This is a genomic window from Mycobacterium sp., assembly GCF_044223235.1.
Classification (GTDB): domain Bacteria; phylum Actinomycetota; class Actinomycetes; order Mycobacteriales; family Mycobacteriaceae; genus Mycobacterium.
Window position 1 is genome coordinate 149,250 of sequence record NZ_JBGAME010000002.1, and the last position, 19,498, is coordinate 168,747.

Consider the following 19,498-nt stretch of genomic DNA (forward strand, 5'->3'; position numbering starts at 1 on the left):
GACTCAGTCCGGTAGGTGCGGCATCTCCAGACCGGGATCACGCCCTAGGAGCACACCGCGGGTCAGGGCAGCATTGCCGTAGCGGCCGCGCACCAGGTCGACCGCCGCGTCCAGGGCGACGGTGTCCGCCACCTGCCCGAACGGAAGCTCGAGCTGCTGGGCGCCGTCCCTGTCGATGCCGGATACGGCGAAACCGATGAGCGTCAGACCCCGTTCGGCGATCAGCGGCGCCGCGGCGGCGACCAGCGCGCGGGCGGTATCGAGGATCGGGTCGGTGGATGCGGTGGCGCGAGCCATCGTGTGCGAGCGGGTGGCACGAGTGAAATCGTCGAACCGCAGCCGCAGCACGAGGGTACGGCCCGTCCGCTCCGCCTTGCGCATCCGGCGGGTGATGCGGTCGACGAGATTGACCACGACGGCATCGACGTCGTTGGGGGACATGGTGTTTCCCGCCCTGCCCAGCGCCCGCTGGGCGCCGACCGATCGGCGGCGGACGCCCGTTCGCACCCGGCGCCGGTCGATGTTGCGGGACAGGGCGAACAGCTGGCGGCCCATCGCGCCACCGACCATCGCGGCCAGCGTCGCTTCGTTCAGCTCGGCCACGTCGGCCACCGTCTCGATGCCGTGCGCGTGCAGCTTCTCGGCCGTCTTGACGCCGACGCCCCACAGCCGTCGGACCGGTAGCGGATGCAGGAACGCCAGCTCGCGATCGGGCGGCACGAGCAGCAGACCGTCAGGTTTGGCCTCCTGACTGGCCACCTTGGCCAGGAACTTGGTGCGCGCGATACCCACCGTGATCGGCAGCCCTACCCGGTCCCGGACGCGCGCCCGCAGGTCGGCGGCAATCTGCACCGGTGTCCCCGACACCCGGTACAGGCCCGACACGTCGAGGAAGGCCTCGTCGACGCTGAGCGGCTCGACGATCGGTGTGGTGTCCCGGAATTCGGCGAACACCGCCTCGCTGGCCGCAGAGTACGCGGCCATCCTGGGGCGGACGACGACCGCCTGCGGGCAGAGCTGCAGGGCCTGGCGCCCACCCATCGCGGTGCGCACCCCGAAAGCCTTCGCCTCGTAGCTGGCCGCGAGGACCACTCCGGCGCCGACGATGACGGGCCGTCCGCGCAGCGCCGGATCGTCACGCTGCTCGACGGACGCGTAGAACGAATCTAGATCAGCGTGCAGGATGCTGGCCCCACCTGATCCGAACATGCGTTTCCTTGAGTCGCAGCGGCAATCCCTCCACCGAACTGTCTCACTGGCGACCGACAACGCGCTTTGAGAGACGCCGCGACGCCGCGACCTTGCCGATCTAAAGAGGCCGAGACACTTGCTGGTACCGCTGCTCATGCATCTGGGTTGATTTCGGCTGCAATCAGGTCTGCGAGGCGTTGTGCTGTGTCGAAGTGGGGGGTGAGACGGGTCTTGGTCATGGCGAAGGAGGTTTCGGTTTCGGTGTCGGCATAGACATAGCTGCCACCACCACCGACCCAGCCGAACGTGGTCGGTGTCTCGTCGGGCCGGGTGCCGATGCGGCCGAGCGGATATCCCAGGGCCAGCCGCGCATGGTTACCGAAGACCTGGTCGGTGCCCTCGAAGGCTACCGCCGTCAACTCCTGCAGCTGGTCTGGTTCGATGAGCCGACCGTCGAGGACCGCGGCGTTCATGGCGCCGATCCCCCTTGCGGTGAAAGTGCCGACCGACGGAATGTCGGACTGCAGGATCTCGTGGCTGTTGCCCATCGCCGCGGTCGGTTGCAGTTCCCATGGCGCAAGAATCGCATTGCCGTCAGATGGGGCGACTGGGCTCGGTGCAGCGTCTTCGAGTCGCGCCAGCCGGGCCAAATCTGCTTGGGGCACACTGAAGTACAGGTCGCCGGCGGGGATGCCCAGGGGCTCGGTGACCCACTCGTGTAAGAGTTGCCGCATCGGTTTGCCCGTGCCCCGGCGTGCGACCTCGCCGACAAGGAAGCCGAAGGTGAACGAGTGATACCCCGTCTTGGTCCCGGGTTGCCACCGCGGTTCGGCGTCGGCGATCGCGGCGCAAACTCGCGACCAGTCCGACAACTCGCCGGGACCGACGCCACGAGGCATCGCCGGCACGCCGACCGAGTGGGTGAGCACATGTCGAAGGGTTGCAGTCGCCTTGCCGTGGGCACCGAACTCCGGCCACAGGTCGACCAGTGGTGTGTCGTATCCGAGCACACCGGTCCTGACAAGCAGATGAGCGATCGTGGACGTCATGACCTTCGCAGCGGAGAAGCTGAAGAACGGAGTCTGCGGCGTCACCCTGTGCCCGGTCTGGCTGTCGGCGATGCCGGCGACGGTGTCGACCACAAGGGCACCGCGGTGGTAAACGGCAACCTGTAAGCCGGTTTCGACTCCGGTGTCGATGAGGTCGTCGAGGACGCTTTGGACCTTCTGCTGCAGGGAGGGCGCCATCGTCACCGGCTCGGCCACGCGTAACGAGCCTCGATGACGACGTCCACACCAGTCAAAGCATTCGTCCCCGTCGTGCGCACACAGCGGGTCAGTGTCCGGTGCCGTAGATCGCGCTGATCCAGAAATGCGCCAACGTGTCGAGCACCCGGTCCTCGGGTATCGAGGGGTCGGCCCCGGCGAAGCTGGACGACAACGCCTGCTCATTGAGCAGGAGCAGCGCCGTGGCCAGGTCCACGGCGGGCAGCGTGTCGGGTGCGGCGCCGCGGACCCGCTCGGCCTCGATCGCCTTCGTGGTGTGCTCGATCCACTTGCGCATGAACCGCGCCCACATATCCCTGGCGTCGGGGATACCCGCACGCGCGGCGAATGCGGCCCTGGTGATCCCACGGTGCGCGCCGAACACCTCGAAGAAGACGTTGATGCCCGCCCGCCAGCCTTCGTAGCGGTCCGCGGGGCGATGGTCGGCCAGCCGATCGTGAGCCTCCGCGGCGGCCGCCATCAGCCGGTCCAGCAGCGTGAGCAGCACCGCGTCCTTGGACGGAAAGTAGAAATAGAAGGTGGGCCGCGACAGCCCGGCACCCCTGGCGAGGTCGTCGACGGAGATATCGGCGAACGGCCGATCGTTGAGCAGCCGCTCGGCCGTGGTCAGAATGGCCAGTTCACGGTCGTCGCCGGAGGGCCGCTGGGCCCGACGCCCGCGCGCCGTGCGGGTGGTGCCGGTGATCGTCACGGGCCTCACTTTACGCGGTGTCGAACTTCTCGACGGACCGTTGACGCTCTCAACATGGTGTTGATAGCTTGACATCATGACCGAGAATGTCGACGTCGTCATTGTTGGGGCGGGTATCTCGGGCATCAGCGCGGCTTGGCATGTCCAGGACCGCTGCCCGACGAAGAGTTTCGTGGTCCTCGAATCCCGGCCGAACCTCGGCGGGACGTGGGACCTGTTCAAGTACCCCGGGATCCGGTCGGATTCCGACATGTACACCCTGGGATTCCGGTTCAAGCCCTGGAGATCTGATCAGGCCATCGTCGACGGACCATCGATCCTGAAGTACCTCAACGAGGCGGCGTCCGAGAACGGCATCGACAGGCACATCCGCTACGGCCACACCGTAGTCGCGGCGAACTGGTCGGACGCCGACAGCCGGTGGGAGCTCACCGTCAACCGCAACGGCGAGGAGATCACGATCCACTGCTCGTTCCTCGTCGCCTGTACCGGCTACTACGACTACGACCGCGGCTATACCCCGGAGTTCGCCGGTCGCGAAGACTTTCGCGGCACCATCGTGCACCCGCAGCACTGGCCGGAGCATCTCGACTACCGGGACAAGAAGATCGTGGTCATCGGCAGTGGCGCGACGGCGGTGACGCTGATCCCGGCGCTGATCGACGGCGGCTCTGGTCACGTGACCATGCTGCAGCGGTCACCGACCTACATCCTGCCGCTGCCCGATACGGACCCGCTCGCTGCGCGGTTGTATCGACTGCTCCCGGCCGAGGCCGCCTACACGGCCATCCGGTGGAAAGCAGTGGCGCTGGCCACTATCCAGTATCAGTTCGCCCGCCGATTCCCCGGAGGCTTCCGCAAGGCGCTGCGCGGCCTGGCCCGCCGGCGCCTACCCGAGGGCTACGACGTCGATACTCACTTCAAGCCCAGGTATGAGCCGTGGGATCAGCGGCTGTGCTTCGCCCCGAACGGCGACCTGTATCGCGTCATCCGCCACGGGGCCGCCGATGTCGTCACCGATACGATCGAGCGGTTCACCGAAAACGGCATCCTGCTCACCTCCGGTGCGGAACTCGACGCCGACATCATCGTCACCGCAACGGGTTTGAATCTCCGGCTGTTCGGCGGAGCGGACATCTCCCGCAATGGCGAGCCGGTGACACTGGCCGAGCAGATGGCGTTCAAGGGCATGATGCTCACGGGGCTGCCCAACATGGCGTTCACGGTCGGCTACACCAATGCATCGTGGACGCTCAAAGCGGACCTGGTATCCGAATTCATCTGCCGTGTCATCAATTTCATGGACGCCCGTGGATACACCGTGGCGGAGGCGCAGCCCGACGCATCGATCGAAGAGCGACCGTTGATGGAGTTCACCCCCGGGTACGTGCTGCGCGCACTGGACCGGCTACCCAAGGGCGGTGCGCGCACACCGTGGCGGCTCCGGCAGAACTACCTGTTCGACCTGCAGCTCATCCGCAGGGGAAGGGTCGACGACGAAGCGCTCAAATTCACGAAAAAGGATGCTGCACAGTTGATTCCGGCCGCCGCCGAATCGGTTGGTCAGTCGGAGCCCACCACTACGATGCCGTCCTCGTCGCTATAGACTGTGTGGCCCGGCACGAACATCACACCGCCGAATGTGACGGCGGCATCGCGCAGCCCCTTGCCGGTCTTGGAGCTCTTGCGGGGATTGGTACCCAGCGCCTTGATGCCGATGTCGAGCGTGACCAAGATGGTCGAATCGCGCACCGCGCCATTGACGATCAGCCCTGCCCACCCGTTGGAGCGGCCCAGCTCGGCGATCAGATCGCCGACGAGGGCGGTGTGCAACGACCCGCCGCCATCGATGACCAGTACCCTGCCGTCGCCGGGCGTGGACAGCACCGATTTCAGCAGCGCGTTGTCCTCGAAGCAGTGAACGGTGGTGATCGGCCCGGCGAACTGTGACCGGCCGCCGTACTGTTTGAATTGCAGGTCGCAGCTTCGGACGTCGGGGCCGATCTCGTCGACGAGGTCGGCGGTGGGGCGCGGTTGGATGGTCACCGGTCGATGCTAGCTGTTAGCCACTGCACGCAGGGAGTGCCCTTCGTCTGCAGGCGTGCCTGCCGACAATGGGCGAATCAGTCCTCGACGCGGCGCCGCGCGACGATCACCGCGACGATCGCCAGTAGGCCGGCGATCAGCGCCGCGACCACCGGCACGCGGGATTGGGCCGATCCCGGCAGATGTGCCGGCGATGGTCCGGTGACGGGGTTGCTAGCGGACTCGACGGTGGACTTCGCCTGGGCCGCGGTCTCTTTGGCCGCCGAAATCATGTCGCTGGCACCGTTCGTCTCTGCGAGGGCCGCGACGGTTGGAGGCCCGACAGGCCGCACCGCTTTCTTCGCGGGAGCCTTCTTGGCGGGCGGTGCGCCTTTGGCGGCCGTCGTCGGCGCCTTCTTGGCAGGAGCTTTCTTGGCCGTCGCCTTCCTGGCGGCCTTGGCGGGCGCCTTCTTGGCCGGGGGTGGAGGCGTGGCAGCCGCGTCGGCACCCGGAGAGGCCGGTGCCGATCCGCCGGGGGCGCCGTCGGGCTTCTCGTCGGGTCGATCCTGCGGATCTGCCATCTGGCTGCTCCTTCGCAGTGTTTCGTCCTCGGCGTCGTGGGCCAGTGCGTAGCCGGCAGTGCGTCCCATCATGCCAGGTGGCCGCCAAGGCCCGGCGTGCCGTCAGGTCCGCCTGCGAACCGCCCACCAGGCGGCCGCGCCGACGGCCACGATGGCGGCGATCCAGAACGGCCAGAGGGGGACGGCGTCCGCGGAGCCCGCCGGTGTGGGGGCGGTCTGCGATGACGGCGTCGAGGGCGCGGGGACCGTCTCAGGTGCCGGGGTAGGGACTGAGGTGCCGACGCCCGCGGCGCTGGGCGGCGTGAACTGGAACGGCCACGATCCCGACACGACGTGCCCGTCGGCCGAGGTGGCTCGATAGTTGGCGGTGTAGACGCCCGCCGGACCGAGCGGCCGCACCGCAATGCTGATCACGGTGTCGTGCACCTGCGGTTCCCCGGTGGACCACAATTGCCCGTCGGGCCCGACCACGGTCATGGCCGCGAACTGCGCCTGCATCGGCTCGTTGAACGTCGCCGATACCTGCGTGGGTGACTGCGTCAGCGCGGCATTCTCGGCCGGATCCGACGCGATCAGCGTGGCGTGCGCGGACGCCGCCGGCGCCACGGTGAGAGCGAGCGCAACCGACGACAGCAGCACGGCCGCCAGGCGTTGCAGGTGCCGTCGGATCATCGGCTCAGACAACTCCGAGCCGGGCCAGCAAGTCCGCGTCCACGCCGTCGAGCTGTGACGCGATCGCCGCGTGCGCCGCGCGCCGCCGGGCCGACGGCATGTTCTCCGCAGCGGTCACCGCGGCGGACAGATCATCGAGACGTTCGGTGATCGCGGTGGCGAACTCGCGGGTCTCGGCGTCCTTCGGGTTCTTCTCCACCACCATCCGCAGGGACTGCTCGGCCCCGGAGATCCTGGCGGACAGCCGGGCACCGTGGCCGGAGAACTGCCCGATCTGGCTGAGCGGGACGCCGAGCCGGTCGGCCCGGCGTTCGTCGGCGAATCCACGCGCGGCGATGGCGGCCCGATAGACCAGCGGCACCAGAACGGGCGCGAGCAGCCTGGTTACGGTCAGCACCCGGCGAATTCTGGTGGGGGACAACAGCCGGCCCTCACGGGCGGCCTTCAACTCGGTCTCAGCAATCTTCAGCGCGGCCCTGTCGCTTTCCCGCTGCGCCTTCATCTGGGCCCTCAGTTTGGCGTTCTCGGCTTTGTGCTCGACCTTGATGCGGCGCGCTTCGTTCTTGGCGCCCAGCTTGGCCTCGAGTTTTGCCTTCGCCTTGATGGCTCGGGCCTCAGCTCGGCGGGTAGCGCGGCTTTTACGTCGCTTGAACAGGCCCATCCGGCTGCCTCCAGGTCAAGTCGTCGACGACACACGATCGCGGCTGCGTTGCAGCAGACCCAACAGTATCGCTCGGCCGGTCCGCGCTGCGCCTGCGCCCGTGGAGAGGTTGCGGAATGGGTGCACTAGCAAATTCCACGCCAAAGTTGTGCGACAATCGAAAAGTCCGTGTGAATTGTGCGGAACATCTCATGAGGGGTGGTGACGTAGTGGGTTCGCGTGTGCGTGTCGCTGCGTCAGCGTGCCTTGTCGGTTCCGGCCTGTTCATCGGTGGTATCGGCGGCGCATTGGCCTTCGCAGAATCTCCGAACGGCGGTGCCGGGGACGATCGCGGCCAGTCTCAGGGGCAGGTGGGCGGCGGTAACGGTCCCGGTGACGTTGGGCCAGGCCAGGAACCCGGCGGCGGGCACGGTCCGGGTGGTCCGGGTCGTCCAGGATGGCCGGGTGGCCCGGGTGGCCCGGGTGGCCCGACTCGACCCAGCAGCAATCCGACCGATACGAAGACCGATACGCCTACCAGGACTGAACCGACGACCAAACCCTCGGAAACCAAACCCTCGGAAACCAAGCCGTCGGGAACCACGAAGCCGCCGGAAACCACCAAGCCGCCGGAAACCACCAAGCCACCGGAAACCACCAAGCCACCGGAAACCACCAAGCCACCGGAAACCACCAAGCCACCGGAAACCACTGGGCCGTCCGAACCGACATCGACAACCACATCGACGACACCCACATCCACGACAACCACATCCACCACAACCACCACGACGAAAACCACCACAACAACTGACCGGCCGACGACCACCACGACCGTGACGGTTCCGGGGGGCGGCAGTGGTAGTGGTGGCGGCGGCGGTAGTGGCGCTGGAGCGCCCGGCATCCCGTTCTCGTTGTCAGGCGTGCAGTTCCCGGTACAACCCGGTGCCGTCCCGCCGCGGATCGCAACCGCCGCCGGGCAGACCCCGTTCGAGCCCAACGAAGCGCCTGTCGTCGTCGAGCCGCCCGCCGCGGTGGGGCCGATCGGTGCCGCCCCTGTCCCGCCGCCCCTCGTGGTCGGGCTATCGGCGGGTGGTGAGGGTGCGGGAGGGGGTGCCCCCGCAGCGCCGCCGCAGGTGCCGCTGTCGGCCGGGCCCAAGTCGATCCTCTCCGAACCCAGCGCCGGTCGGCAGGACGAACCCGCGGCGATGGGCGGACCTCTTCTGCCGCCCACATTCCGGATGGGCTATGCCGAGTACCTGCGCACCGCCACCATGACGCAGGTGGCCGCGCTGGCCCTGCCCGGCGCGGCGGGAATCCTCGCGCTCACCGGTCTCGGTGGTCTCCTCGGATACCGCCAGGCAAAGGCCGGCCGCGCGGTGCGGATGAGCGAGCTGGCAAGGTACATGAACTAGCGACATACATGAACTAACGACATACATGAACTAACGACAACGTCCAGCCCGGGGCCGAGAGGCTGGTCCATAGTGGATACGTCGAGAGGGGATGCAGTTGCCCGCGAGTCGTCAGGTGACACGCGCGGTCGGCGCGGTGCTCGACCTCGCACCGAGGCACGGCGAAGTGTCGCTCACACGCCTTGTGCAGGCAGTCAGCCAAGATCGCGGACGGCCGATCGAGATCAAGATGGCCGATCTGCCACCCGGCGTGTGCGGGCAATGGCGCCAATACGCCGACCGGGACGTGTTCCTGATCCAACAAGGCCTGCCGGCATGGGACCGGACGTTGGCCCATGAGCTGGGCCATCTCGTACTTGGACACGACGGGATCCCAGTGCTCGAGGCCGCGCGCGAGAACGTCGAGCTGGCCAGCTCCGACCTCATTCGCTACATGCTCAACCAGCGCACCGGGTGTATGGGACCCGGCGGGGAGGATATCGAGCAGGAGGCCGAGGATTTCGCCGCCCTGCTGATCTTCCGGCTTGGCCGGCTGCCCTCCGACCGCTCGTCGATCGTCCAGGTCCGTCTCGGGGAGGCGTTTGGTTGATCGTCTGGGTGATCGCAGCGCTGCTCGGTCTGGCGACCGGACTGCGCATCGGGTGGGCACTTGTCAACAAGCAATCGCTGGTGAGCACCGCAATGATCCTGGCGCTTGGCTGTCTCGGACTCGTCGCGGCGCTCAACTGGCAGCCGCTGACCCTGTTGATCGACACCGCCCTGCACTGGCCCAACATCGCGATGGGGCTCAGCCAGGTCGCGTTGATCGCCTCTGCCGCGGGCAGCTGCGTGATGATCACCACGGTTGCCTCCGACCACCGCCCGGTCATCACGCGCCGCATCGCATTCGCCCAGTACGCCATCGCCGCCGTCATCGCGGCGGCCAGCCTGGTGAGCTTCTTCGCCAAGGGCAAGCAGTCCGAGATGGCACCGCAGGAGTACCTCATACACAGCCTGGGCTGGTCGTGGCTGCTGCCGCTGCTCTACATCATGCTGGCGATGACCCTGGTCTCCTGGGCAGGCATGCGGCACTCCAACCGCACCCGTCGCGGGCGGGCGTTGTTCGTCTTCACCATCGGAATCGTGCTCATCGTCCTCGCGAGCGCGTTCTTCCTCCTGCAGGCGATCGGCACGACCCGGTTCGTCGGGGTGGGCGCCGCAGCCACCCTGCTCGGCTCGGCCATGGTCGTCGTCGCCGCCGGATCCCTGCTGCCCAGCATCGAGGATTGGTTCGGCGCCCGCTACGAACTCAGGGTTGTTCGGCCGCTGCTCGCTGAACTCGGCCGCAGGCACGCCGATATCGGCATCGGCATACGGCCACGCGGCCCGCTGGCATTCCGGGTGGCCGAGCGCATGTCGCTGATCTCCGACGCGTTGTTCCTCGAGGCGACCGAGGTGACCAGGCGTGAACGCGTCGAAGCCACTCAGCGCGATCCCGGGTCGTCCCTGCCGATACCCAACCTCGGTGCGGAGGTGGAGATCGATGCGTTGGAGGCGCCGCCGGTTGCGCCGCGAGAGCAAGCGCGAGCAATCGCGGAGTGGATCTACGCGGGGCGCGCGCTACCCCGCGACGAAACACGTGCGGCATTCCCGGGACTGAACTGGCTGAGGAAACCCGATTCGTACTCCGACCGCGAATGGATACTGGCCATCGCCACCGAGTACCGCGCACTGGAGCAAAACTGATCGCCGCCGCTCAGGTGTAGCGACAGCGGTATCACTTCGCCGGGAACCCAAGTAGGTGAGCGTGGGTGCCCCGGCAGGCTAAACGTCCAGACGCTCCCTGCGCCGCAGCTCGTCAACCTTCTGGGCGAGGTCGTGCTGGGCCTCAGGGGACAGGCCGACCGTCCGCGCCGCAATACGCCGAACACCCTCGTCGCGCATGCTCGCAAGCCACGTCAGCTCCTTGTCGAGCTTCTCGTAGTACTCGTCGTCGGTGAAGTAAGCCGGCTTAATACGGAAGAAGTTGGCAAGTGCCGCCATGGTCGTGGCCGACGGGTTCGTACGGTTGCCTGATCGCAGCTGAGACAGGTACGGAGCGGACATGGTGACACCCTCCGCCTTGAGTGCGGCGATCACTTCTGCGGACGTGTGCGGGCCCCTACCGGGTGGATAAACGGTGTCGAACAGGCGGTTTAGGCGGGCGGCGAATGTCGTACTCATCGATGGACCTCCACGGGCGAAACGAGCGGACTAAGTAGGCGGCGGATTTGCTGACTATCGTAGCGAGAGTTGTCTCCACAACCAAGTGCAAACCGCCGAATTGTTAACCCGCGTGTTCACTTCTACCAGCCGAGCCTGTGGATAGTGCCTGCATTTCGTGTGGTGAGGCTGCCATTCCTCGATGGTGCTAAGCAAATGCACGGGGCGACACGCGATCGCCGCCGCGTGGACCGCCGTCAGGTCCGCATCGCAATCTCGATGTTCACTACGGGCAACGGTCGTTGTGCGGGGGCCATCAGGTTCCGGGGTTTGCTGGCTGATGGTGCAGTTAGGCCAAATCGCTTCCGGCTGTCCGACAGCCTGCCTCGTGGCGAGGGTCAGCCTCGGGAGCGCCGAAACCGCGTCAGTCACCCTCTTCGCGGTTGCCGTGCGAATACGCGTCGATTCTCACGACGAGTCGAGCGGTTCCGCGGCGGCCGGGTGCGCCCCGCTGTCGCACCGTCGCAAACTTTTGCGAGATCACGGCGAGATCACGATGGGCTGCCGACGGGATGGCGTCACGACCGCGGCAGGTCTCCCCCGGCAGGACGCTCACGGTTCGACGCGACCCGCCGCGCGAGGGTGTGCGTCACCGCGTGGCCGCCGCACTGCGCTGATGTGGCCGGCAGACGCCGGCGGTGTCTATGCGGCGAGCAGCATCGCCAAGATGGCGGTGTCGGGGTGGCTGATCGGGTCGACGCCCACACGGCTGACCATCGACGTGACCGTGCCGTCCGACTCTGCCTCGACCCACGCCGCGCGGTGCTCGAGGCCGAGATGGGGCAGGCCGGGGAGCAGCACGCAACCGGACGCGGCGCCCGAGCATTCCGGCAGCGAGGGCGTCGTCTCCGACGGAGGGTGCAGCATCAGCAGGGCAGGTGGCTGGCGATCCGCGAAATATCCTGGTGGAACTGCTGATTCGCCGACCACGGTGCCTTCGGCCAACACGAGCCCGACGGTCCCGGGCTCGGGCTCGTCGGGCAGTTCCTCACGCACGCCGAAAATGGTTGTGGTGGCCAGCAATCCGGGCAGAGACGCCACGCGGACCGTGACCATCAGAAGTTGGGCCCACTCCTTGGTCGAGTCGGGCCAGCGACCCGACACCACAAAACCTTTGAGCGCGCCGCGTGAGTGGAAGGGGGCGATCTCGATCGCCCTGCCGGACCCCGTATCCATATCGCCTCCGGGACATCGGTGTTCAGACGTACCGGCCCGCGCCGGCATCAACCATGGCCTGACACTTCGGTGGGTCGATTTGCCCAGCATGAGGCAGGTCCCTGCTGGCACGCAAGAGGACACGAGTGCCAACGGCCGCGTCAGCCGGCCCGTCGGCGCCGTTCCCGGACCGTGAACACCACCCGGTAGGAGCCGGTCGAGGGCACCCACCCGAACTGTCGCGAGTCGACGACGCCAGCGGCGCGGGGGTTGTCCGAGCGGGCCTCGAACATCGGGCCGCGCACCTCCCCAACGCGTTTGACCAGCCAGCGGGAGGGCAGCGTCGGGTCCGGGAAGACCCGGAGCTGGCCGCTCCTCGGCGCACCGCAGCGGAGCGCGAGCAGCCCGTCCCCTGGGATCAGAGCCGGGCGCATCGAGTCCTCGACCACGCTGAACCGGCGCAGTGGCCAGCGGGAAAAGCTCCGCCACCGATGGTTTCGGTTCACGGCCTAAGGGTAAGTTAGGACCATGCTGCATCGACTGTTCGCCAACGCCACCTCCGCCCACGCTCACTGCGACCTGTATTGCGGCGTGTACGACCCCGCTCAGGCCAAGATCGAGGCGCTGTCATGCCTCAAGACGCTCCAGAAGTACAACGACTCCGACGACGAGCATTTCCGCACCCGCGCGATCCTGATCAAGGAGCAGCGCGCCGAGGAGGTCAAGCATCACCTGATGGTGCTGTGGGCGGACTTCTTCACCAAGGAGCATTTCGAGCAGTTCCCCAACCTGCACCAGCTGTTCTGGGACGGGGTCCATGGCGCCGGCGATGTGAAGAAGTCGACTGACGTGGCGGTCGCCGAGAAGCTCCTCGCGACGATCGATGAGATTGCCGACATCTTCTGGCAGACCGAGAAGGCCAAGGGGATGGGCGTCTACCCACCCGCCTGAGGCCCTCCCGCTTTAGAGCCGGGGTTTTAGAGCCAGACGATCAGGGCAAGACCTGCCAGCAGGGCCAGTGCGATCAGGCTGGCCCGCAGGCAGGCCATCAGCTGACTGCGGGGATCGGCGGGCGCGGTGGGGTGCCATTCGGGTGGCACGGCGGACCCTGAACCGATCGGATACGACGCCATCACACGCTCCTGACCTGCACCATCAATGCCCACAACCCCCGTGTAGTCCCACCACCAATTGCGTGGCGCCGATCATAACCCGGATGCGGAGGCCACAAAAATTGACGGGAGCTGGCTCACTCCAACGGAGTTGGCGGGTGTCGCCTCACTCCAGGAGGTGGCCGCGCATCGCCACGGCAACCGCGGCGCCTCGATCGGAGACGCCGAGTTTCTCGTAGAGGCGGCGGATGTGGGTCTTGACCGTCGTCGGCGCCAGGAACAGTTCCTCGGCCATCTCCGGGACGGTGCGGCCCTTGGCGATCAGACGCAGGATCTGCTGTTCCCGTTCGCTGAGCAGCGGCACCTGTGACCGTGCGTGCTGGTGCACCTGCGTGGCCAGCGAGGTGACCAACTCCGGCGGCAGCACCTTCTCACCGCGCGCGCAGGCCACGACCGCCGCGACGATCTCGTCGCGGTCGGATTCCTTGGACAGGTATCCCGCAGCGCCTTCACGGATGGCCCGGTACACGACCGAGCCCTCGGTACTCGCCGAGAGCAACAGGACTCGGGTGGCGAGGTGGTCGCGGTTCACCGCATGGGCGATCGCGATGCCGTCGATCCCGGGCATGTGATAGTCGAGCAGCGCCACGTCGGGGTGATGCTCGTGAATGGCGTCCAGCGCCGCGCGCCCGTCTCCGACGGCAGCGAGCACCTCGGTCCGGCCGCTATTGGCGAGGGCGCGCACGACACCGTCGCGATAGACGGGGTGGTCGTCGCCGACCACCACCGACACGTGGCGCTCCGGCGTCGTCCCCGACCTACTCACGATGCCTCCTGTGGTTCGGCCGCCACCACGCCGTCTGAGGCGCGCACCGGCAGCATGACGTGCACCCAGGTGCCGCGCTCGACGGGCCGGAACTCCACGGCGCCGCGCAGCGTCTCCACCCGCGCCCGGTGCGATGCCAGCCCGATGTGCCCCTCGCGGAGGCGCCGCGACAGCTGCTCGGGATCGAGGCCGACACCGTCGTCGCGCAGGTCCATCGTCACGTCGTCGCCGTCGTCGCTGAGGCGCAGGCTCACGGTGCCTGCCTCGGCGTGGCGGGCCACGTTGCTCAGCAGCTCGCGGGCCAGTCCGTACAGGATCGCGTCGTCGGGATGGCGCCGCGGGTAGTCGATATCGCAGTCCACCCGGATGTGGGTGCGTTCAGCGAAGGAGTGGACCAGTGTTTCGACGGCGGCCGCCAGGCCCGCCTCGTCGAGCACCGACGGGTGCAGCTCGCGGGTGACCTGCCGCAACTCTTTGGAGACCGTCCCCAGCAACTCGCTTGCGCGCGTCACATCGCGCATCTGCGGAGCTATTTCGTTGTGCCGCAATGCATCCCGTAGATCCTGGCGCGCCGCCAGGACCGTCTGCAGCGGCCCGTCGTGCAGCGCCTCGGCGATCCGTCTGCGCGCGCGCTCCTCGGCCGTCATCACGTCGGCCAACAACAGCGACCGGCTCTGTGTCAGTTCGGCGATGCTGACCAACCGGCGCTCCTGGGTGCGCGACACCCCGTACGAGCACAGGCACAACAGCGCGAGCATGGTGAGGATTGTCACCATCGCCTGGGCGGACAGTTGTTCGCGGTACACCGGGTCGGACACCACCGCGACGCCGCCGCCGGCGATGGCCGCCATCGCCATCACCGCCGCGCGCCTTCCGCGCTGCGTCGCGGTGAAAAACGGCAGGAACGCCAGCAGGCCGAGCATGAGATAGCCACCGGTGGAAAGGAATTGCAGCGCACAGATCGCGGCGATGTCGACGGGCGCCATGGGCGCCACCTCCCGCAGTCGGCGGGCCTTGGTCGGCGTGCGAATCCACAGCCACGCGGCCCCCGCCGCCAGCACACCGTAGGCGCCGACCAGGACGAACTGCGCCGGCCACTGCTCGCGGGGTGTACCGCTCACCACCGCGAGCACCATCACCGCGACCAGGGCCACTCTCAGGATGGCGCGCAGCCGTTGTGCCTGCCGCTCGAACTGCAGGAAGATCTCCCGGACCGCCTCGCTTGCACCCGCCCGCTGCACCACCGTAGGCAGTGCGGGCTCCGGCCGGCGCAGACGTTTGCCCGGTGATGCGGTGGGCGAGGACGTGGTCGCCGCGGTGCCGTCGTGGCGCACACCCGGGAGTGTATAGGTGCAGCTTATGACGGTGTGCCAGTCGAGCAGGGGAGCGCGCCGGTGTCACGCCGCCGAAGGGCGGAGTTGCCCGGCCGACACCTCCGCCAGCGCGGCCCGGAACGGCTCCAGCCCACCCATCCCCCTGCGGAGGGTGCCGGTCACCACGTCGGACCCGCGCCTCCCGGTCGCCGTGATCGCCGTGATCGCCGCCGTCAGCACCGGGTGCGCGCTGCATTCGACGAACACGTCGCAGCCCTCGGTGTGCAACCGCCGGATCACCGGTGCGAAAACCACCGGGCGCCTGGCATTGGCGTACCAGTAGTCCGCGGTGAGTTCCCTGCCGTCCATCCGGCCCCCGGTCACCGTGGAACGGAACGGGATTCGCGACCGCTGCGGTCGCAGCCCGCGCAGCTGTGCGATCAGCCGGTCCCGAAGCGGTTCCACGTAGGCGCAGTGCGATGGGATCGACGCCGGGACGATCCTGGCCGTGACGTTTTGCCCGTTGAGCCGGTCGACCAGATCGGTGAGCGCCCGGCACTCGCCGGCCACCGTCACGGCGTTCGGCCCGATCAGCCCGGCCAGCTCGAGCGCCCCGCCGTAGCCGGTCAGCAGGGCACGGACCTGTCCACTGGGTAGTGCTATCGACGCGATGCCGCCGCGGCCGGCGAGTTCCTCGGCGAACAGCCGCGACCGCGTGACGATCACCCGCGCGGCGTCGGCAAGGGTAAGCGCGCCCGCCACGCAGGCGGCGGCGATCTCACCCTGTGACTGTCCGACGACGGTGACCGCCTGCTGTCCACTGTCGAACCACAGCTCGGCGAGCGCGACGTGTACGGCGAACAGCGCCGGCTGGACCACCTCGACGCGATCGAGCGCGGGCGCGCCCGCGCGTCGGCGCAGCACGTCCTCGACGGACCAGTCGACGTGGGCGCCGATCGCGGCCGAACAATCACGCAGCCGTGCGGCGAACACCGGGCTGGTGTCGAGGAGTTCCGCTGCCATTCCCGGCCACTGCGATCCCTGCCCGGGAAATACGAATGCGGTGGGCCGGCCGTAGCCGGTGGAAGGTGGCTCGTTCATGAGATAGACACTGCTGCGCGCGCCGCGTTTCGGGCAGCGCGCGAACAGACGATCCGCGGGATGACGCTGAGGTCATCCATTCGGAGGACGGGCCGGCGCGCAGCCCCCAGCGAGCCAACCCATTTTTTCGCTCGGCCCGCCTGCGCCTGTTGATCGGAGTGCGATTCGGCCCCCAGGTTATCCACAGTGATCTCCAGCCCGCTGACAGATCCACCGGCTCACACCGCATCGCGGCAGCTGAAGACCTGTGGATGAACCTGTGGAAACTGTGGATAGCCGTCCGATTGCTGGCGCGGTCCAAGTGTGACCGGGTCGGTGCGCGGGCCGCACGGACATGTCAGCATGGAGTGATGGACGAGTATGAGGTCGCCCAGACGGACATCGCAGGCCTGCCCGCGGCGTTCGACGAGTCGGTGGTGCTGCTTGACGTGCGTGAGGACGACGAATGGCAACGCGGTCACGTCGCAGGCGCCCAGCACATCCCCATGGGGGAGGTGCCCGCGCGAATCGGCGAGATCGACCCCGATGCCACGCTCTACGTGGTGTGCCACGCCGGCGGCCGGTCGCAACGGGTATCGCAGTATCTGGTGCGTAACGGCTACGCCCCGATCAACGTCACCGGCGGGATGCTGGCGTGGGCGGGTGCCGGGCGCCCGACCGTCACCGACGACGGTTCCGCGGGCCACGTCTGATCGACCGGTCGGAAACCGTCGCTAAGCTGGTCGGATGATCCAGGTGTGCGGCCAGTGCGGTACGCGGTGGAACGTTCGCGATCGCCAGCGGGTCTGGTGCCCGAAATGCCACGGCGCCCTCTTGGCCCCGTCGGCGGCCGCGCCGGATCCCCAGTGGAGCGGCGGGGCCGTCGCTCCGCGGGCCCCGCACGCAGGGCCGCGGCTGCCGCGCGGATACCGCTGGATCGCGGTGCGGCCCGGCCAGCCGCCGTCGGTTCCCAGGCGCCGCAGATCGCTTGGTCCGACTCCGCACTACACCGAGATTCCCCGGTGGGGGTTGGTCGAGCGGTTCGATCCCGTCGAGCAGCACGCACCGCCCCGCACCGGACCGTCCGCCGCGGTGCTGCGGGCCACGCTCATCACGACGATGGTGGTGCTCGCCTTCGCTGCGCTCGTCCACGTCGTCCGGTACGTGCTGTTGCTGATCAACCGGACGGTACTGCTGCATCCGCTGATCGCCGGGATTGCGACCTGGCTGGGAGTCGCGGCCAGCGTCCTGGCGATGTTCACCGTGGTGGCAAGCGCGGTGACGTTGACGAACTGGCTCATCGCCCGTCGCGCGGCGGCGTTCGCCCGCCGCGGCATCGATGATCCCCGTCCGGTGTGGATGCAGCGGGTGGGTTGCCTCGTTCCGTTCCTGAACCTGTTCTGGGCGCCGATCTTCGCCATCGAATTGGCCGCGGTCGAAGGCCGGCTCGACGCGCTGCGCCGCCCCATTGTGCTGTGGTGGATCGCATGGGTGATCAGCACCGTGGTGTCGGTGTTCTCGATTGCGACCAGCTTCACATCGGACGCGCAGGGTATTGCGGACAACACGGTGACGACGACGTTCGCGTATCTGCTCGCCCTTGCCGCGCTGGCGCTGGTGACCAGCGTATTTCTCGGGTTCGAGCGCGCGCCGCTGCAGCGGACCGCCAAGCGGTACGTGATCATCGCCGGCGACATGCCCACCGAGCCCACCGAGTCCGTGAAAGCGCCCGTGGACGCGCCCGCGCCGGGCCGGGACGCCGACGAGACCGTCCGCGTACCGGCGACCGAGCGGGAAAATCCCATTCCAGTTGAGCCCCAGGGCCAGAACCCGGCAGCATAGGTGCATGGCAACGGACGACGGCACGTCCGGCGGTCACCCGTTTGTGGTGGCGCACCGGGGCGCATCGGCCGACCGGCCTGAGCACACGCTGGCCGCGTACGAGTTGGCGCTCGAAGAGGGCGCCGACGGCGTCGAATGCGATGTCAGGCTGACGCGCGATGGGCATTTGGTGTGCGTCCACGATCGTCGGGTGGACCGGACGTCGTCGGGGTCGGGACTGGTCAGCGACATGTCGCTGGCCCAATTACGGGAGCTGGACTACGGCTCGTGGCACGCAGGCGGACGGCGGGGCGGCGATACCGGTCTGCTGACGTTGGACGACCTCGTGACGCTGGTGCTGGACTGGAACCGTCCGGTGAAGATCTTCATCGAGACCAAACATCCGGTCCGTTACGGCGCACTGGTGGAGAGCAAAGTGCTGGCCCTACTGCACCGCTACGGGATCGCCTCGCCGGCCTCCGCGGACCTGTCGCGGGCTGTAGTCATGTCGTTCTCGGCAGCGGCGGTGTGGCGGATCAGGCGGGCCGCGCCGATGCTGCCGACGGTGCTGCTCGGTGAGACGTCACGGTACCTGGGTGGCAGCGCGGCGACAACGGTCGGTGCGACCGCCGTCGGACCGTCGATCGCCACCCTGCGTGAGCATCCCGAACTGGTCGACCGCGCAGCCGCGCAGGGACGGGCGTTGTACTGCTGGACCGTCGACCACTACGAGGATGTGGGCTTCTGCCGCGACCTCGGGGTGGCCTGGGTGGCCACCAACCACCCGGGCCGCACCAAGGACTGGCTGCAGAACGGCCTGACCGGGGTCGATCAGGACTGACTTGGTCGATCAGGCAGAGGGCCGCCGAGCGGGCCGCAAACCGGGCTAAAGGGCGCCGCCGGCCGCGGTGGGAGCGCTGGGGTCGGCGGCGGCCGCGGTGATCTCGCGCGCGACGAAATCCTCGAGGTGGAACAGGTTGGCGCCCGCACGATCGGCGATGCGCACCAGGGTGGTCATCAGCGCGACCTCCTCGACCTGCTCCTTGAGGAACCACTGCATGAACTGCTCGCCGAGGTAGTCCCCCTCGTCGCGGGCGGCGGCGGCCATCCGGCTGATCTGCTCGGTGACGGCGCGCTCCTGGGTCAGTGCCAGCAGCAGCGCATCGCGGGGGGCATCGAATGTATTGCACACGGCATCGACACCGGGGATCTCGACCTCGACATCGCGGTCGAGCAGGTACTGGACGAGCATCATCGCGTGGTTGCGCTCTTCGACCGCCTGGGCGTAGAAGTGCTTGGCGAGCTGCGGCAGGTCGGCGCCATCGAAATGCACGGCAATCGCGATGTATTGCTGAGACGCCGTGAATTCACTGCGGATCTGATCCTGAACAAGCTGGTGAAATTTGGTACCCGGAGCGCCGACATTCGTCATAGTGCCAGCATAGAGGG

The 19,498-nt window shown here is 67.8% G+C and carries 24 protein-coding genes; 8 read left to right on the forward strand and 16 right to left on the reverse strand.

All coding sequences use genetic code 11. From position 1 onward, the window contains the following. Positions 1-3: 3 nt before the first annotated feature. From dinB to ADBZ6K_RS03760, 3 genes are all read right to left on the reverse strand, one after another. Positions 4-1,209 carry a DNA polymerase IV gene (gene dinB, locus ADBZ6K_RS03750; protein WP_526344522.1) on the reverse strand — a complete coding sequence of 402 codons (1,206 nt, stop codon included), beginning with the start codon at positions 1,207-1,209 and terminating at the stop codon, positions 4-6. A gap of 134 nt (positions 1,210-1,343) precedes the next feature. Next, positions 1,344-2,456, reverse strand: coding sequence for a serine hydrolase domain-containing protein (locus ADBZ6K_RS03755; protein WP_526344523.1), 1,113 nt, complete (start codon positions 2,454-2,456; stop codon positions 1,344-1,346). Between the two features lie 70 nt (positions 2,457-2,526). After that, positions 2,527-3,168: a TetR/AcrR family transcriptional regulator gene (locus ADBZ6K_RS03760; RefSeq protein WP_526344524.1), complete on the reverse strand. Its 642-nt coding sequence runs from the start codon at positions 3,166-3,168 to the stop codon at positions 2,527-2,529. A gap of 76 nt (positions 3,169-3,244) precedes the next feature. On the opposite strand from ADBZ6K_RS03760, the gene ADBZ6K_RS03765 reads away from it, so the two are divergent. Then, positions 3,245-4,774, forward strand: coding sequence for a flavin-containing monooxygenase (locus ADBZ6K_RS03765; protein WP_526344525.1), 1,530 nt, complete (start codon positions 3,245-3,247; stop codon positions 4,772-4,774). On the opposite strand, the gene rraA is transcribed toward ADBZ6K_RS03765, so the two are convergent. The 5 genes from rraA to ADBZ6K_RS03790 form a co-directional block, all read right to left on the reverse strand. Further along, positions 4,732-5,214: a ribonuclease E activity regulator RraA gene (gene rraA, locus ADBZ6K_RS03770; RefSeq protein WP_526344526.1), complete on the reverse strand. Its 483-nt coding sequence runs from the start codon at positions 5,212-5,214 to the stop codon at positions 4,732-4,734. The genes ADBZ6K_RS03765 and rraA overlap by 43 nt on opposite strands. Positions 5,215-5,291: 77 nt before the next feature. Continuing rightward, entirely contained in the window at positions 5,292-5,774 is a 483-nt protein-coding gene (locus tag ADBZ6K_RS03775) for a hypothetical protein (RefSeq protein WP_526344527.1), read from the reverse strand. Positions 5,775-5,876: 102 nt separating this feature from the next. Then, on the reverse strand, positions 5,877-6,446 hold the full coding sequence (locus ADBZ6K_RS03780) for a copper resistance CopC family protein (protein ID WP_526344528.1): 570 nt from the start codon (positions 6,444-6,446) through the stop codon (positions 5,877-5,879). Positions 6,447-6,450: 4 nt separating this feature from the next. Continuing rightward, a complete protein-coding gene (locus ADBZ6K_RS03785) occupies positions 6,451-7,107 on the reverse strand; it encodes a DUF6474 family protein (RefSeq protein WP_526344529.1) in 657 nt (218 codons plus the stop codon). A gap of 236 nt (positions 7,108-7,343) precedes the next feature. Then, positions 7,344-7,517, reverse strand: a complete 174-nt coding sequence (locus ADBZ6K_RS03790; protein WP_526344530.1) for a hypothetical protein — start codon at positions 7,515-7,517, stop codon at positions 7,344-7,346. A 492-nt stretch (positions 7,518-8,009) separates the two neighbouring features. On the opposite strand from ADBZ6K_RS03790, the gene ADBZ6K_RS03795 reads away from it, so the two are divergent. The 3 genes from ADBZ6K_RS03795 to ADBZ6K_RS03805 all read left to right on the forward strand — a co-directional run bounded on the left by ADBZ6K_RS03795 (position 8,010) and on the right by ADBZ6K_RS03805 (position 10,226). Further along, the gene (locus ADBZ6K_RS03795) at positions 8,010-8,501 is read left to right on the forward strand and encodes a hypothetical protein (protein ID WP_526344531.1); all 492 of its coding nucleotides are present in this window, start codon (positions 8,010-8,012) and stop codon (positions 8,499-8,501) included. A gap of 97 nt (positions 8,502-8,598) precedes the next feature. Further along, positions 8,599-9,090, forward strand: coding sequence for an ImmA/IrrE family metallo-endopeptidase (locus ADBZ6K_RS03800; RefSeq protein ID WP_526344866.1), 492 nt, complete (start codon positions 8,599-8,601; stop codon positions 9,088-9,090). Next, positions 9,087-10,226: a hypothetical protein gene (locus ADBZ6K_RS03805; protein WP_526344532.1), complete on the forward strand. Its 1,140-nt coding sequence runs from the start codon at positions 9,087-9,089 to the stop codon at positions 10,224-10,226. The genes ADBZ6K_RS03800 and ADBZ6K_RS03805 overlap by 4 nt, the downstream gene beginning before the upstream one ends. A 78-nt stretch (positions 10,227-10,304) precedes the next feature. On the opposite strand, the gene ADBZ6K_RS03810 is transcribed toward ADBZ6K_RS03805, so the two are convergent. The 3 genes from ADBZ6K_RS03810 to ADBZ6K_RS03820 form a co-directional block, all read right to left on the reverse strand. After that, the gene (locus ADBZ6K_RS03810; protein ID WP_526344533.1) at positions 10,305-10,703 is read right to left on the reverse strand and encodes a transcriptional regulator; all 399 of its coding nucleotides are present in this window, start codon (positions 10,701-10,703) and stop codon (positions 10,305-10,307) included. 681 nt (positions 10,704-11,384) lie between these two features. Beyond that, on the reverse strand, positions 11,385-11,918 hold the full coding sequence (locus ADBZ6K_RS03815; protein WP_526344534.1) for a peptidase: 534 nt from the start codon (positions 11,916-11,918) through the stop codon (positions 11,385-11,387). Positions 11,919-12,058: 140 nt separating this feature from the next. Continuing rightward, positions 12,059-12,361: a S24/S26 family peptidase gene (locus ADBZ6K_RS03820; RefSeq protein ID WP_526344867.1), complete on the reverse strand. Its 303-nt coding sequence runs from the start codon at positions 12,359-12,361 to the stop codon at positions 12,059-12,061. 64 nt (positions 12,362-12,425) lie between these two features. Here ADBZ6K_RS03820 and sodN point away from each other — a divergent pair, with 64 nt between their 5' ends. Next, positions 12,426-12,848: a superoxide dismutase, Ni gene (gene sodN, locus ADBZ6K_RS03825; protein WP_526344535.1), complete on the forward strand. Its 423-nt coding sequence runs from the start codon at positions 12,426-12,428 to the stop codon at positions 12,846-12,848. 26 nt (positions 12,849-12,874) lie between these two features. On the opposite strand, the gene ADBZ6K_RS03830 is transcribed toward sodN, so the two are convergent. From ADBZ6K_RS03830 to ADBZ6K_RS03845, 4 genes are all read right to left on the reverse strand, one after another. After that, on the reverse strand, positions 12,875-13,030 hold the full coding sequence (locus ADBZ6K_RS03830) for a hypothetical protein (RefSeq protein ID WP_526344536.1): 156 nt from the start codon (positions 13,028-13,030) through the stop codon (positions 12,875-12,877). 145 nt (positions 13,031-13,175) lie between these two features. After that, entirely contained in the window at positions 13,176-13,835 is a 660-nt protein-coding gene (locus ADBZ6K_RS03835; RefSeq protein WP_526344537.1) for a response regulator transcription factor, read from the reverse strand. Further along, positions 13,832-15,169 carry a sensor histidine kinase gene (locus tag ADBZ6K_RS03840; protein WP_526344538.1) on the reverse strand — a complete coding sequence of 446 codons (1,338 nt, stop codon included), beginning with the start codon at positions 15,167-15,169 and terminating at the stop codon, positions 13,832-13,834. Before ADBZ6K_RS03840 ends, ADBZ6K_RS03835 begins: the two co-directional genes overlap by 4 nt. A 63-nt stretch (positions 15,170-15,232) precedes the next feature. After that, complete coding sequence (locus ADBZ6K_RS03845; RefSeq protein ID WP_526344539.1) at positions 15,233-16,249, reverse strand: acyltransferase domain-containing protein; 1,017 nt, start codon at positions 16,247-16,249, stop codon at positions 15,233-15,235. 350 nt (positions 16,250-16,599) lie between these two features. Here ADBZ6K_RS03845 and ADBZ6K_RS03850 point away from each other — a divergent pair, with 350 nt between their 5' ends. From ADBZ6K_RS03850 to ADBZ6K_RS03860, 3 genes are read left to right on the forward strand one after another with little or no spacing between them, the layout of a single operon-like run. Further along, positions 16,600-16,941 (forward strand): rhodanese-like domain-containing protein, encoded by a 342-nt coding sequence (locus ADBZ6K_RS03850; protein ID WP_526344540.1) that lies wholly within the window; start codon positions 16,600-16,602, stop codon positions 16,939-16,941. A 34-nt stretch (positions 16,942-16,975) separates the two neighbouring features. Next, entirely contained in the window at positions 16,976-18,070 is a 1,095-nt protein-coding gene (locus ADBZ6K_RS03855) for a DUF4328 domain-containing protein (RefSeq protein ID WP_526344541.1), read from the forward strand. A 4-nt stretch (positions 18,071-18,074) separates the two neighbouring features. Next, entirely contained in the window at positions 18,075-18,890 is an 816-nt protein-coding gene (locus ADBZ6K_RS03860) for a glycerophosphodiester phosphodiesterase (protein WP_526344542.1), read from the forward strand. 45 nt (positions 18,891-18,935) lie between these two features. Here ADBZ6K_RS03860 and ADBZ6K_RS03865 read toward each other — a convergent pair whose 3' ends face one another. After that, the gene (locus tag ADBZ6K_RS03865; RefSeq protein WP_526344543.1) at positions 18,936-19,481 is read right to left on the reverse strand and encodes a ferritin; all 546 of its coding nucleotides are present in this window, start codon (positions 19,479-19,481) and stop codon (positions 18,936-18,938) included. Positions 19,482-19,498: the final 17 nt, after the last annotated feature.

What these genes read in the sequence shown, in the direction of transcription:
- ADBZ6K_RS03785 (WP_526344529.1), bottom strand. Translation starts at nt 7,107, where the DNA reads ATGGGCCTGTTCAAGCGACGTAAAAGCCGCGCTACCCGCCGAGCTGAG.
- ADBZ6K_RS03850 (WP_526344540.1), top strand. Translation starts at nt 16,600, where the DNA reads ATGGACGAGTATGAGGTCGCCCAGACGGACATCGCAGGCCTGCCCGCG.
- ADBZ6K_RS03765 (WP_526344525.1), top strand. Translation starts at nt 3,245, where the DNA reads ATGACCGAGAATGTCGACGTCGTCATTGTTGGGGCGGGTATCTCGGGC.
- ADBZ6K_RS03830 (WP_526344536.1), bottom strand. Translation starts at nt 13,030, where the DNA reads ATGGCGTCGTATCCGATCGGTTCAGGGTCCGCCGTGCCACCCGAATGG.
- ADBZ6K_RS03845 (WP_526344539.1), bottom strand. Translation starts at nt 16,249, where the DNA reads ATGAACGAGCCACCTTCCACCGGCTACGGCCGGCCCACCGCATTCGTA.
- ADBZ6K_RS03780 (WP_526344528.1), bottom strand. Translation starts at nt 6,446, where the DNA reads ATGATCCGACGGCACCTGCAACGCCTGGCGGCCGTGCTGCTGTCGTCG.
- dinB (WP_526344522.1), bottom strand. Translation starts at nt 1,209, where the DNA reads ATGTTCGGATCAGGTGGGGCCAGCATCCTGCACGCTGATCTAGATTCG.
- ADBZ6K_RS03810 (WP_526344533.1), bottom strand. Translation starts at nt 10,703, where the DNA reads ATGAGTACGACATTCGCCGCCCGCCTAAACCGCCTGTTCGACACCGTT.
- sodN (WP_526344535.1), top strand. Translation starts at nt 12,426, where the DNA reads ATGCTGCATCGACTGTTCGCCAACGCCACCTCCGCCCACGCTCACTGC.
- ADBZ6K_RS03860 (WP_526344542.1), top strand. Translation starts at nt 18,075, where the DNA reads ATGGCAACGGACGACGGCACGTCCGGCGGTCACCCGTTTGTGGTGGCG.
- ADBZ6K_RS03855 (WP_526344541.1), top strand. Translation starts at nt 16,976, where the DNA reads ATGATCCAGGTGTGCGGCCAGTGCGGTACGCGGTGGAACGTTCGCGAT.
- ADBZ6K_RS03775 (WP_526344527.1), bottom strand. Translation starts at nt 5,774, where the DNA reads ATGGCAGATCCGCAGGATCGACCCGACGAGAAGCCCGACGGCGCCCCC.
- ADBZ6K_RS03815 (WP_526344534.1), bottom strand. Translation starts at nt 11,918, where the DNA reads ATGGATACGGGGTCCGGCAGGGCGATCGAGATCGCCCCCTTCCACTCA.
- ADBZ6K_RS03865 (WP_526344543.1), bottom strand. Translation starts at nt 19,481, where the DNA reads ATGACGAATGTCGGCGCTCCGGGTACCAAATTTCACCAGCTTGTTCAG.